The following is a 13,288-nucleotide window of genomic DNA, read 5'->3' on the forward strand; positions in this document are numbered from 1 at the left end:
AATTTACTTTTTTAATAATCTTATTTATAATCACACTGGCTTCTTCATTAAATGAGGTTTTTATTATAACAAAATAGTATGTAATAAATTCTCTATTTTTATCTCGTCTTTCATCATCTGTTTAATTTCACATCCCCAAACCACTATCACTTTAATGCCCATACTTTCAAGTTTAGCATAGTTTTTCTTATCTCTTTTAACATTTCCTTCAAGCTTATTTTTCCAAAACTCATGATTGTTCTTTGGAATAGATGAGTATTTGCAGTTTTCGTGCATATGCCAGAAACATCCGTTTACAAAAATAGCTGTCTTATGTTTTGATAAATAAATATCGGGACTTCCCGGTAAATTCTTATAATTTACCCTATATCTGAATCCCCTATGCCATAAAAGTTTTCTCAAAAAAATTTCAGGCTTTGTGTTTTTACTTTTAACTCTTGCCATGTTTTCACTTCTGGTCATAGGCTTATTTTTCTTCATTATCTGAATCTCACCTGCAAATTAAGTTTTATAAATTCTTCTCCGTTTTCACTGTATACTTCCCCGAAATCATGCCTTGATGTGGATGCAGTCTCATATTTTGTATTCTTCAACAAATATTCTTCAAAATAATTTCTGTTATATATATGATATGCAAGAACATTGCCTTCCTTTGTAACTACAATGTATCCTCCTGTAGCCTCATCTAAACCGTCCCAAACTGTAGCAGGCTTCATTCCCAATGCTACAGCCGTCAGAAATTTCTTGAACTTATACTTATAAGCATTTACATTACCGTAGTTCATAGGATTTTCCCGTTCAAGTTTTTCAACCATCTCATCGCAGTTACTGATTCCGTCTTTATAAAAATATAAAAGAGTTTCGGCGATAATTTTATCCATATTGCTGTCAATCAACACCAAATTATCCTCAAAAATTTGATTGTTCATTTTCCAATATTTAAAAGTTCCGTTTTCTTCAATTATTTTATTTATACGTCCTCTGACATCTGTATGATTTTTGCCGCCTGCTACTTTACATATTTCGTTCGTCTCTCTAACCAAATCAGGATAATTATGGCTTATTTTATAAATAAAGTTTGTAGTTTTTCCCGCATTCAACAAAGTGGGAGATGATCCTAATTCAGATTTTATTGAGAATCCCACGGTCGGACTATACCCGGTGTTTATATCAATTATTTTTACTGTGATATCACTTTTATCCGTTGCAGGTGCAGAAAGCTTATAGCACAAAATTTTATCCATAAAATTCTGTGTGCTTTCTACTGAAAAAGCTCCTTTTGAAGCTTTGCTGTTTATTTCATTTAATAAGTTTTCAGATTCCGCTTCAAATTCACTTGCAGGCAATTCCTTTACCTTTGATCTGTTAATGTATATAGATACTATTTCTCCGGCAGCATATTCTTTGATTTCACCTTTATTTTCTTCTCTGATTATTTTAATAATAGGAAAATACACATCTTCCAATTTATTCAATTCGCTGTTGGCAGCATATATTTTTCCGTCAGCCAAAAGTCTTAACAGAACATATATTTCCGACCATTCACCTTTATTTCCTGTAAGCATAATTACCTCCACACAGTAGCAACCTGTTCATGTATTTCTTCTCTTTGTTTTGATTCCGTCTTTTCTTTTTCAAGATACTTCTTTATCTGTTCTGCAATCGCACGTATAACCGGTACGGTTACCGAATTACCGAATTGTTTATATAAATGTGTATCAGCAACTACCAGCTTGAAGTCATTCGGAAATCCCTGAAGTCTTGCCCATTCTCTCGGGGTCATTTTACGGATATATTCCTTGTTAACTTCCCCTTTTATATGGGTAACAGGGGTAAAATCGGTTAAGCGTTCATCTATTATGAGGTTTCTCTCTCTTCCCATTCCGCCGCATACAATAGCTCCTGCTACAGAATCAATTTCTCTGATTTCATATCCGAAACCGTTTCCCTTTGACGCATGTCTTTCTTTATGTCTTTTTAATGATGTCAAATAGACGGTGGATAAATAGTATTTTGAAGATACTTCATCTTCTTCAACTATGTCTTTTATAACTTTAGTGTCATCCGTTTTTTCAGGAAAAATAAATTTTTCAGATGCAATATCTTTTCTGAAAGCTACAATATAAATTCTTTCCCTATTTTGTGGAACTCCGAAATTTTTGCTGTTTAAAACTTTATAGAATACTGCATAACCCAAGTCTTCTAAAATATTTTTTATTACTTGAAATGTGCGACCTCTGTCATGATTAACAAGATTCTTTACATTTTCGCAGAATACAACTTTAGGTTTATGTCTTTTTATAATTCTCGCAACATCAAAAAATAACGTGCCTCTTGCATCTTCAAATCCTTTCTTATGCCCTGCAAGAGAAAACGCCTGACAAGGAAAACCTGCAAGTAATATATCATGCTCAGGAATATTCTTTTCATTAACTTTAGTAATATCTCCGATTACATCAATACCGTCATTAAAATTAGCTTTATAAGTTTCTACTGCTTTCTCATCCCATTCACTTATAAAAACCGTTTTAATATCATCTCCGAATGCCTGATCAAAACCAAGCCTTATACCACCAATACCTGCAAATAAATCAATTGATTTATACATCCTTTTGACCTCTTTCATATTCAATAATATCTTCAATATTGCAATCCAATTTATCACATATCCTGCCTAATATTTCAAGCCTTACAGGTTCATTACGTCCCATTCTTGAAATTGTAGACGGTCCGGTCTCTATCAATTTTTGCAAATCGCCTTTATTCATATTTCTGTCGATTAACAACTTCCATAACTTGTTATATGAGAATTTCATAATACTCCTCTTTCCTATTTATTTGCATAGAAATTCTATACAATATTATAGCATTCTTTTTCATGAAATGAAATCTCCTTTTCTCTCTCAATATCCCTTTCTGCTGCAACTATGATTTTCAATTTCTCTTATATCATTGATTTGCTTAACAATACTTTCTTTGGATTTTTTGTTTGTAATTCTCTCCTTACCAAAATAATCATTCATATTAACTTTCAGATGTTATAATTCCTCATACTGCGCCGATAATGAATTATGTTTCTTGGCAATCTCATATTATTTAACTTACAATGCTTTAGAATACTCTTTTATTTTCCTAAAAAGATTTTTATCGGATAGTGTGGAAATTGTTTAAGAAAAATATCTATTTACTCATAAGATTTATATCCCTATACGGACATGATTTAATGCAATTTTTTAAGCTGGATGACAGTATTGAAGTGAATATACGACCTGTTATCCTGAATGATGAAGATCCTGAATACACCAGCTAAAGAAGCATTGCAGGATTAGAAGGCTAATTATCCTGACAGTCTGAAAAAGATTATGTCCCTTCTGAAGAAAGCAATGTAAAATTCTATAGAAAGGGTATATCCGCTAAGATTCCACCGGATATAAAATAGGCAAAGAAAAAGCACATGGCTGAAAGATTTCACTCTTAAAGTTATGTGCTTAGATTTTATACTGTTCGATTATTTATACAAACCGGGAGTTATCTGCTACAAATCGCTTCTATTCCATCAACGAACATCTGCGGATGCAGTGTAGCAAGACCTGCATGCCCAACATTTTTAAACTGCCTAAATGTTGTCTGTGGGATATTCTCTTTGAAGTATTTAATATCCAACCTGCGCTTTTTTTCTTCCTTATCTGTATACCAATATTCAATACTATTGCAATCTATATCTATAGAACTTGGCATAGAATAATTGTTACAAGAATCAAATGTTCTCCAGATGGTTTTATAACTAACCATCTTCATCACCTTAGCAACATACTGTAAATCTTCCTTCGAATACTCATCCGTTGCGAAGGCTTTTTCAAGAATTTTCAGCCCACCTATTTTGCCCATCGAAATCATCAGAAAGTCTTTAACTGCAATGAATCTTGTAATCACCCATGGCAACTGATACGGAGTGATTCCACCATCGACAACAGCATGATTAACTTTTATTTTTCCATTAGCAAGAATTTTTGTGACTATACTTCCTCCCATAGAGCACCCATAGATACACTCAATCTCCGCATATTCGTTAGCCTTCAGCCAATCCTCAAGCTTTGCTACAATCTGTTCAATACTCGTAAAATCTCCGCGCTGCTTTGTATCATAACCTGGCAGTGCAGGTATAATAAGATGATATTTATCCTTCATAAGAGGAATAACATACTCAAAATAATCCCACATCACCATTGATGGATGAACTAATACTATTGTCTTTTGATTCCCTTTTCCAAATTCATATATTGTCATGTCGGTCATCCTTTGCAAATTCTAATTTGTTACTCACTATTTTCACAAAAGCCTCCCACCAAAACGATGGAAGGCTTTCTAAAGAATTCACCTAAATTCAACAACTCCCTTTTGAACCTACTTTTTCAACTTTTTAGTATCAAAATAGTATCACTCAGGAGTTTTCGGCAACGCCTAATCGATGAATCTGACTGTTTTCAAGGGTTTTATAGCAGAAATATATTTGTTGCTGTTACTCCCACTCTATTGTTGCCGGTGGTTTACTTGTTATATCATAGACTATTCTATTTATATTATTTACTTCGTTTACTATTCTATTTGATACTTTATCCAATATTTCGTAAGGTATTCTTGCCCAATCAGCAGTCATAAAATCTGTTGTTTTTACTGCTCTTAGTGCAAGTGTATAATCGTATGTTCTAAAGTCACCCATTACTCCTACTGTTCTGTTATTTGTAAGTACAGCAAAGTATTGATTTATTTCTTTTCCGAGTCCCGCTTTTTCTAATTCTTCTCTGAAGATATAATCTGCATCTCTTAATATATCAAGCTTATCTTTTGTTACTTCTCCAATTACTCTTATGCCAAGTCCAGGTCCGGGGAAAGGCTGACGATCTACTAAGTAGTCCGGTAGTCCAAGTTCTCTACCTAAATTTCTCACTTCATCTTTAAACAACATTTTAAGCGGTTCTACCAAATCTTTAAAATCCACTACTTCCGGTAATCCACCTACATTGTGGTGCGATTTTATAACTGCCGCATCTCCAAGTCCGGATTCTATTATGTCCGGATATATTGTTCCCTGTGCAAGAAAATCTACAGACTTAATTTTTCTTCCTTCGTCTTCAAATACTCTTATAAATTCTTCGCCTATTGCTTTTCTTTTTGCCTCAGGGTCTGTTACTCCTTTGAGCTTATTTAAAAATCTATCTTCAGCATCTACTCTTATAAAATTCATTCCGGAATTTTTAAATGCAGCTTCAACTTCATCCCCTTCATTTTTTCTCATTAAGCCATGGTCTACAAATATACATGTAAGTTTGCTGCCCACTGCCTTTGAAAGTAATGCCGCTGTTACTGATGAGTCTACTCCTCCTGATAGTGCAAGTAATACTTTTCCGTCTCCAACTTTATTTTTAACTTCTTCTATTGCCATCTTTGCGTAGTTTGACATATTCCAATTCTGCTCAACTTTACAAACTTCTGTTATAAAGTTTTTAAGCATTTCATTGCCAAACTGTGAATGATTTACTTCCGGATGAAATTGTAATGCATAAAGTTTCTTTTCTTTATTTTGCATAGCTGCTATAGGACAATTATCAGTATTGGCTATTGTTTCAAATCCTTCCGGTAATTTTTCCACTCTATCCACATGACTCATCCAAACGTAATTTTCATTCGGTATGCCATTAAAAATCAAAGAATCTTTTATATTCAGAACCGTTTTTCCGAATTCTCTTTGCTTTGCCGGTTTTACTTCTCCTCCAAGTGTATGTGCCATTATTTGCATTCCATAGCACAATCCAAGTATCGGTATATTTCTCTCAAATATTTCTTTTTCAATTTGCGGTGCCTTTTCTTCATATACTGAATTAGGTCCGCCTGTAAATATAATTCCCTGCGGTTTTTTTTCATCTATACTCTTAAGAGCTTTATTATAAGGTACAACCTCACAATATACATTCAAATTTCTTACTCTTCTTGCAATTAATTGGTTGTATTGTCCTCCAAAATCTACGACTAAAATCATATACCCTACCTCCTTTTTTATATTATATGATAATTTTGAAATTTTTTCATTGTTTTTTAATGTGTTTGCCATCTATTTATGTATTTTTTATATATTAATGTTAAAATAGTTGTGGGGTGATTAAATGAAGCTCAAAAGTTTATTTTTGCTTATACTCTTAACTATAGTTTTCATTTTTCCAAGCTATAGTTTTGCAAATTCTTTTAATGCAATGAAAAATATAGATGTCACACAGAGTTTTGAAGATGCAAGATATGAAAAGGCCATTATAATTAGTGTTGATGATAAAGAAGAACCTGACGAATATGGAAACATGGCCCAAAATATTAAAGTAAAGCTTCTTTCCGGAAATGATAAAGGAAAAATTATAAATGTAATAAATTACATGTCCACTTATTTAAATACCAATTTAGATTTAAAGGTAAATCAAAAAGTATTAATATCCATTGATAAGGACATGGACGGAAATGATGTGTATAGTGTAAGTGATTATTTAAGAACTGATTATATTTATATATTGATGGGAGTTTTTATTTTAATCTTATTATTTGTCGGAAGAAAGAAGGGTCTTCTTACAATAGTATCTTTAATCATAACTCTTGTCATCATATTTTTTGTTTCTATTCCTCTTATTATTAAGGGTCACAGCCCAATTCTAATTGCTGTAATAAGTTCATTTATTATATCATTTATATCCCTCTTAATTGTCGGAGGTTTTAATTTAAAAACTATCAGTGCAATTTTAGGCACAAGCTTCGGTGCCATTCTTGCCGGTGTAATTGCATTTTTAGTAGGAACTAAAATTCATCTCACCGGTCTTTCATTAGATGAAACTCAGATGCTTCTATATCTTCCGGATGATCTTGTTTTAGATCCCGGCGAGCTGTTATTTGCAGGTATAATTTGGGGTTCCATAGGCGCTGTTATGGACGTTGGAATGAGTGTTTCATCTTCTATACAAGAAATCTCAAGAGCAAATGAGTCATTTGGATTTAAAGAACTTTTTAAATCCGGAATGAATGTCGGCAGAGATATTATGGCAACTATGAGTAATACCTTAATCCTTGCATATATGGGCAGTGCTCTTCCACTGATACTTCTTGTAATAATTTATCAGGAAAATAATTTTAAAATTTTAAATCTCGATGTAATTGCAACTGAAATTGTACGTTCTCTATCGGGTAGTATAGGTCTTATTTTATCAATCCCGATTACAGCTTTAATTGCCGCTTTTTTAATAGAAAAAAATTCAAATAAATAAGTTTTTCACACTTAATATGATTTATAAAAAATTCCTTTGCAACATATTGCAAAGGAATTTTCTTATAGCTCTTCTATTGTTTTTTTAATGTTTTCAGTTGTTATCCCAAAATGTTCAAATACCTTAGAGCCTTCTCCTGATGCTCCAAATTCGTCTATCGAAAGTATTTTTCCATTTGTTCCTGCGTATTTATACCATCCAAATGAACTTGCAGCTTCCACAACAAGTCTTTTTTCACAGCTGCTCGGAATTATATTTTCTCTATATTCTATGCTCTGTGCCTCAAATAATTCAACTGAAGGCATACTTACTACACGAACATTCTTTTTATCTTTTGCGGCATCTATTGCAAGTGAAACTTCAGAACCTGTTGCTATTATAATTTTTTCAAGTTCATCTTCTTCAGCTTTTACAATATATGCTCCGTTTGCAGCATCTATTGATGATTTTTCAAGATTTTTTAAAGTCTGTCTTGAAAGAATCAAACATACAGGTGTCATTTTAGACTTCATTGCAACTGACCAGCCGACTGCCGCCTCTACTGCATCTGCGGGTCTAAAAACTATATTATTAGGTATCGACCTTAACATGGCAAGGTGTTCTATCGGTTGATGTGTAGGTCCGTCTTCTCCTACTCCGATTGAATCGTGAGTTAAAATATATGTTGCAGGAAGATTTTGAAGTGCACTTAGTCTAATTGCAGGTTTCATATAATCTGAAAATACTAAAAATGTAGCTCCGTATCCTCTAAGTCCTCCATGAAGCATAATTCCGTTTACAATAGCTCCCATTGCATGTTCTCTTATTCCAAAGTTTATATTATTTCCTTTTGGATTAGTACTGCTGAAATTATCCGAGTTATTCATCACGGATTTATTTGACGGGCCTAAATCCGCACTGCCTCCAAATAAAAGATTGAATTCTTTTGCAATTCTATTTAACGCCTCTCCTGAAGATGCCCTTGTAGCCATATCCTTTTCAAACTTCAAATATTCTTCCGTTTCAAGAAAATCTAAATTGAATTTACCGTTAAATGAATCTACAAGCTCCTTATATTCCTTCGGATATTTTTCTGCATAGAGTTTTTCAACTCGTTTTTCTTTTTCATATTCAAATACTAAGTCTTTATTTATATCTTCATAGTGTAATCTTACTTCATCTTCTACATAAAATTCTTCTTCAGGGTATTCAAAAAATTTCTTTGTTTCAAGAACACCATCTACTCCAAGCGGTTCACCATGTGCCTTTGATAATCCGACTCTCGGAGAGCCGTATCCTATTTGTGTTTTTATTTCAATCAAGGTCGGTCTTGTTTTTTCTCTCTTTGCCTCTTCAATCGCCTCTTTTATTTCAGACAGATTATTTCCATCTTCAACAAGAAGTGTTTGCCAGCCAAGCGCCTTATATCTCATAGATACATTTTCTCTAAATGCAAGGTCAGTTGAACCTTCAATTGTGATTTTATTTGAATCATACAATACTATTAATTTTCCAAGTTCAAGAGTTCCCGCAAGAGATGATGCTTCATTAGAAATTCCTTCCATTAAATCTCCATCTCCGCAAATTACAAATGTATTATGATTAATTATTTCAATATCCCTGTTGTATATTGCAGCCAAATGTTTTTCAGCCATTGCCATGCCGACTGCCATTGATATACCTTGTCCGAGAGGACCTGTTGTAGCTTCTACTCCAACTGTATGGCCGTATTCAGGGTGCCCCGGTGTTTTGCTTCCAAGTTGTCTGAAGTTTTTTAAATCTTCTAATTTAAGTCCGTATCCAAAAAGGTGCAGCAAAGAATATAACATTGATGATCCATGACCTGCAGATAGAATAAATCTATCTCTGTTTATCCAATTCGGATCCTTTGGATTATGCTTCATTGTCTTCCATAACATATAGGCTGCCGGTGCTGCTCCTAACGGTAATCCCGGATGACCTGAGTTTGCTCTTTGAATTTGATCGATAGAGAGCATTCTAATCGCATTTACACTTTTTTGTTCAATATTCAAAATATTCCTCCTCACTTTACTGCATTCTTATCTAACATAACTGAAATTAAAAACTTGGGTATTGCAACTTGCCTTTTTATTCTCGACGGATCTGAAATTAATCTATAAAACCATTCAAGATTCAATTTTATAAATATATCGGGAGCTCGTTTAACCTCTCCTGCAATTATATCTATCACTCCGCCATTTCCTATTATCAGTTTTGAATTTAATTTTTTTGCGTTTTCTTCAATCCAAAGTTCCTGTTTAGGATAACCGAGACCTAAAAATATTATATCAGGTTTAAGTCTGTTTATCTCATCTATTACTTCCATCTCTTCATCATGTCCCGCCATTCCAAGATGTGTTCCCTTAAAGTAGCCATGATGATATCCTATTACATTTAATTCAGGTCTTGTACTTTTTAAATTTTCATATGCTTTTTCTACAACTTCGGGCTTAGTTCCGAGAAGATACACAGAATATCCCTCTTCTTCCGCAATATTTAAAAGCTCCATTGAAACATCAAAACCTGTAACTCTCTCTTTTAAAGGTTTACCCCTCATCTTTGAACCATATATAAGTCCTATTCCATCTGCAATTGAAAGATCCGCTGAATTTAATATATCTCTGAGTTTTGCATTGTCTCTTGCATCTACTACTATTTCAGTGTTCGGAGTAACTATTGTGTGAATTTTATCTTCTTTCAAAAATCCTCTTACTATATCTATTGCTTCTTTAAAGTTTATATTAAAAACATTTACTCCAAAAATACTTACCTTATCCATAGTTCACCTCTCAAGAACAAACTTAACCGCCTCATTGTGTTTATCAGTTAAATTATAAAATTTTTTAAGATGTTCTCTTGTTTCTTTCTTCAGTTCATCTAAATTATCTATTGAGTTTAAAACCTCTTCCGATAATTTTTCCGAGCAGAAATCTCCTACGTAAAACCTCTGAATTCTCTCAAGTTCTTTCATAAATCCATCTATTTTAGGGTCATAGCTTATTCCTATCGGATAAACTCCCATAAGTGTCGCAAATATAAGCCCGTGCAATCTCATAGAAACCATTATATCCATTGTTCCGATTAAAGATAAATATTCTTTGACATGTAGATATTCTTCAACCAAGTAAATATTCTCATATTTTTCCTTTAACAGGTTGTAAATTTTCCTCTCGATTTCAAGGTCTAAATGATAAAAAAACGGCACAAAAATAATATTTACGTCTTTTTTTTGAACAATCTTCTCTATAGTAGAAACTATTTCAGAAATTGTCCTATCTCCATAATTCTTCCAGTTCATTATTGTAAAGCAAATATTCTTTTTATCTTCTCTTACATTTAGTTTTTTTAAAATGTCCCTTCCAAAATCAAGATTCGGTTTATTAATTCCAAATACGGTATCTGTTGTCACAAGTATATCTCGATTTACTCCAAGTTCTCTTAACTCCCTTGCCGACGCCTTATCTCTTACGTTTAAAAAGTCTACTTTGCTCAGAATGTTTCTTGCGAGATATTTATTTCTTTTTAAATTTATCGGTCCTATTCCCTGCGAGTATACAAATGTCTTTTTCTTAAATAACATTCCGAGTTTTAATATTGCAAGATAGTACAAAATTGATTTTTTACTTGTAATATCTTGCATTAAAGAACCGCCACCGGACAATACCATATCACAATTTCTAACTGCGCTTATTATTTCAAACAAATTAGAACGATTTACGCTTTTCACATTATATTTTTTTTCTGTCCAATCAGGATTTTTCGACAATACTACAATTTCAGCATCAGAATGTAAAGATATTCCGTCTACGAGACCCTTTAATATTGCCTCATCTCCTATATTATTGTATCCGTAATATCCCGATACTAAAATTTTATTTCTCAATATATTTGTCGTACCCCTTTCTTACAAGCTCTGCCGCTATAAGTACAAAGATTGAAACAATTAAAGCTATTACAAATTCTATTGCAACTCTCATAAAGCTTATTGTAAGCGGAGTTCTAATATGAGAAAAAGTATTTACTATATCCGCCATTCCTATCGCCGCAAAAATTGTCAATAATATAGTTAAAAGCTTTCCTCTTTTTTTATAAGCTATATACATAAGCAGAATTACCGCAGGATATCCAATAAAAATTGCCTTTGTTCTCGGTCTTGCAGGTAAGTATTGTTCAAGTAAATTTCTAAATAACAGCTCCATTCCCGGAACTTTTGTATTTGAATTTCCTCCTCTTACTATAAATACAGCAAGCATTCCCAAAACCATAATTCCGAGAACAGCTTCCCAAAGCTTTACATTCTTAGAAAGCATATTTGTTATTTCATATGGTCTTATCTTAACATCTGTTTCCTTCTCTCTTCCAAATCCGATATATGCCGCATATATAAATATTGATACTAATAGCGGAAGAAGCTGAGAAATTTTTACTCCTCTAAATATATTTAATTCTACAAGATAATTAGTCCCGCTCATAAATGAAACTTCCATAAACGAGCCTATCATAGAAATTAATATACTTATCAGTAAAACCGCCGAACCATGTATAAATATTTTTACAATCCCCGCTTTTCTTCTGCTTCTTGCAATTCTGTTGTAATTCTCAAGTATAGTGCATATTGCAAGTGAAGGATAGGTAACTATAGCGGCAAGATTAAACAAAACAGTTCCGGTAGATTGCATCTTACCAAGAACAAAAAATACTACAGAAAGTAAAGCACCTATTACAAATATCACTATTGCCGCAATGCTTGATATTGAAAATACAAGCTTTAATAATAGTATACTTGCAGCTACCGTTCCTATTGCAATAGGAAGCATTCCAATTGTTCTATTCGGATTCCAGCTTCCAATAGGATTTACATTTCCGACTTCATATCCTTTATTATCAAGTCTGTCCTGCAAATTTTCAAGAACGGCTCCATATTTTTCAGGATCCGATATTACTAAATCATTTTTTATAAACGGTCTTATAAATATAGCAACAATATTTCTCTCAGATATTGCTCTATAATACACATTTGTAAGTTCTTCTCCATTGTGATGCATGGGAATTGCATAGTCATATTCTCTTTGTATATAATCCCATGTAGTAAATACTCTAATTTTACCTATACTATCTCTTCTTATAACTGAATCTATACCGTCAATTGCTAAATGACCTCTTTGATTTGATGCCTCAATCATTCCCAGAGCTATTTTATTTTTACTTAACCAAGATGCAAAATCATCTTGAACTTTCGGATCTTCTTCAGAATTTTTATAGAACTCTTTACCTGAAAACACTACATATCTTTGAGATTTATTGTATTTTTCAACTGCTTCTGTAAATCTGTTCATACACGCTCTTGAATCTTGATATCTTGAATAAAATGTAGGTCTTAAATTAATCGAAAGATTCTCAATTCCTTTAACATCTTCAATCTTTCTTGTATCAAAGCCAAGTCCTATATATTCAAGAACCGAACCTCTGATACCGTCATCACCTATTCTGTTTTGAAGAACATCATAGGCATCCGATTTATAATTTACTATATCTTTCGGACTACCTTGAATTTGCATAGTATTATTATCTATAAATTTTATTTTTCTCTGCTCTTCTTTTTTTAATGTCTTTAATCCGTTTGCTATGAACTTGAGATCTTCTTCACTTCCCTTTACAATTAAATCATTTCCGACAAGTCCTGTTTTTATTTTAGAACCTTGCATTTTCTTCATTGAATTAATTGTAGATTCATTAATTGTGACATTGCTTACTCCATTTTTTGCAAGAGCGGTAAAATATTCTCTTGAGGTATTAAAATAATCATATCCTATTTTTGAAAATTCATCATAATCAGCTAATATATCGTAATTCTTATAATTACTTTCCGCCTTCAATCTACCTGATACAAAGTAGAATGAACTTACTATTGAAATTAAAATCAACAATATCCATATATTCTTTTTGTTAAACATAATTACTCCTTAAAATTTTAGTCTTATATAATTATA

Annotated in this window: 11 protein-coding genes; 1 reads left to right on the forward strand and 10 read right to left on the reverse strand. The window is 32.7% G+C overall.

From position 1 onward, the window contains the following. Window positions 1-63: 63 nt before the first annotated feature. From M915_RS03085 to guaA, 6 genes are all read right to left on the reverse strand, one after another. Complete coding sequence (locus tag M915_RS03085; protein WP_036729224.1) at window positions 64-480, reverse strand: very short patch repair endonuclease; 417 nt, start codon at window positions 478-480, stop codon at window positions 64-66. Next, window positions 480-1,565 (reverse strand): HpaII family restriction endonuclease, encoded by a 1,086-nt coding sequence (locus tag M915_RS03090; protein ID WP_036729227.1) that lies wholly within the window; start codon window positions 1,563-1,565, stop codon window positions 480-482. Before M915_RS03090 ends, M915_RS03085 begins: the two co-directional genes overlap by 1 nt. Before the next feature lie 2 nt (window positions 1,566-1,567). Beyond that, on the reverse strand, window positions 1,568-2,608 hold the full coding sequence (locus tag M915_RS03095; RefSeq protein WP_036729229.1) for a DNA cytosine methyltransferase: 1,041 nt from the start codon (window positions 2,606-2,608) through the stop codon (window positions 1,568-1,570). Beyond that, the gene (locus tag M915_RS03100) at window positions 2,601-2,816 is read right to left on the reverse strand and encodes a helix-turn-helix domain-containing protein (protein WP_036729232.1); all 216 of its coding nucleotides are present in this window, start codon (window positions 2,814-2,816) and stop codon (window positions 2,601-2,603) included. Before M915_RS03100 ends, M915_RS03095 begins: the two co-directional genes overlap by 8 nt. 712 nt (window positions 2,817-3,528) lie before the next feature. Continuing rightward, window positions 3,529-4,287, reverse strand: a complete 759-nt coding sequence (locus M915_RS03105; protein ID WP_036729235.1) for an alpha/beta fold hydrolase — start codon at window positions 4,285-4,287, stop codon at window positions 3,529-3,531. A 232-nt stretch (window positions 4,288-4,519) separates the two neighbouring features. Then, the gene (guaA, locus tag M915_RS03110) at window positions 4,520-6,037 is read right to left on the reverse strand and encodes a glutamine-hydrolyzing GMP synthase (RefSeq protein WP_036729238.1); all 1,518 of its coding nucleotides are present in this window, start codon (window positions 6,035-6,037) and stop codon (window positions 4,520-4,522) included. 124 nt (window positions 6,038-6,161) lie between these two features. On the opposite strand from guaA, the gene M915_RS03115 reads away from it, so the two are divergent. Further along, entirely contained in the window at window positions 6,162-7,298 is a 1,137-nt protein-coding gene (locus tag M915_RS03115; protein ID WP_036729242.1) for a YibE/F family protein, read from the forward strand. A 62-nt stretch (window positions 7,299-7,360) separates the two neighbouring features. Here the strand turns inward: M915_RS03115 and tkt are convergent, their stop codons facing one another. From tkt to M915_RS03135, 4 genes are read right to left on the reverse strand one after another with little or no spacing between them, the layout of a single operon-like run. Continuing rightward, window positions 7,361-9,310 (reverse strand): transketolase, encoded by a 1,950-nt coding sequence (gene tkt / locus M915_RS03120; RefSeq protein ID WP_036729245.1) that lies wholly within the window; start codon window positions 9,308-9,310, stop codon window positions 7,361-7,363. An 11-nt stretch (window positions 9,311-9,321) separates the two neighbouring features. Next, window positions 9,322-10,077, reverse strand: a complete 756-nt coding sequence (locus M915_RS03125) for a WecB/TagA/CpsF family glycosyltransferase (protein ID WP_036729247.1) — start codon at window positions 10,075-10,077, stop codon at window positions 9,322-9,324. A gap of 3 nt (window positions 10,078-10,080) precedes the next feature. Then, on the reverse strand, window positions 10,081-11,181 hold the full coding sequence (gene csaB, locus M915_RS03130; protein ID WP_036729250.1) for a polysaccharide pyruvyl transferase CsaB: 1,101 nt from the start codon (window positions 11,179-11,181) through the stop codon (window positions 10,081-10,083). Continuing rightward, on the reverse strand, window positions 11,171-13,252 hold the full coding sequence (locus M915_RS03135) for a DUF5693 family protein (RefSeq protein WP_036729252.1): 2,082 nt from the start codon (window positions 13,250-13,252) through the stop codon (window positions 11,171-11,173). Before M915_RS03135 ends, csaB begins: the two co-directional genes overlap by 11 nt. Window positions 13,253-13,288: the final 36 nt, after the last annotated feature.

The organism is Peptoniphilus mikwangii (genome assembly GCF_000468535.1).
Lineage (GTDB): Bacteria > Bacillota > Clostridia > Tissierellales > Peptoniphilaceae > Anaerosphaera > Anaerosphaera mikwangii.

Bases quoted from the DNA above. Each gene is read 5' to 3' on its own strand.
- M915_RS03090 (WP_036729227.1), bottom strand. From the start codon at position 1,565: ATGCTTACAGGAAATAAAGGTGAATGGTCGGAAATATATGTTCTGTTA.
- M915_RS03135 (WP_036729252.1), bottom strand. From the start codon at position 13,252: ATGTTTAACAAAAAGAATATATGGATATTGTTGATTTTAATTTCAATA.
- M915_RS03085 (WP_036729224.1), bottom strand. From the start codon at position 480: ATGAAGAAAAATAAGCCTATGACCAGAAGTGAAAACATGGCAAGAGTT.
- M915_RS03105 (WP_036729235.1), bottom strand. From the start codon at position 4,287: ATGACAATATATGAATTTGGAAAAGGGAATCAAAAGACAATAGTATTA.
- M915_RS03125 (WP_036729247.1), bottom strand. From the start codon at position 10,077: ATGGATAAGGTAAGTATTTTTGGAGTAAATGTTTTTAATATAAACTTT.
- M915_RS03095 (WP_036729229.1), bottom strand. From the start codon at position 2,608: ATGTATAAATCAATTGATTTATTTGCAGGTATTGGTGGTATAAGGCTT.
- M915_RS03115 (WP_036729242.1), top strand. From the start codon at position 6,162: ATGAAGCTCAAAAGTTTATTTTTGCTTATACTCTTAACTATAGTTTTC.
- M915_RS03100 (WP_036729232.1), bottom strand. From the start codon at position 2,816: ATGAAATTCTCATATAACAAGTTATGGAAGTTGTTAATCGACAGAAAT.
- guaA (WP_036729238.1), bottom strand. From the start codon at position 6,037: ATGATTTTAGTCGTAGATTTTGGAGGACAATACAACCAATTAATTGCA.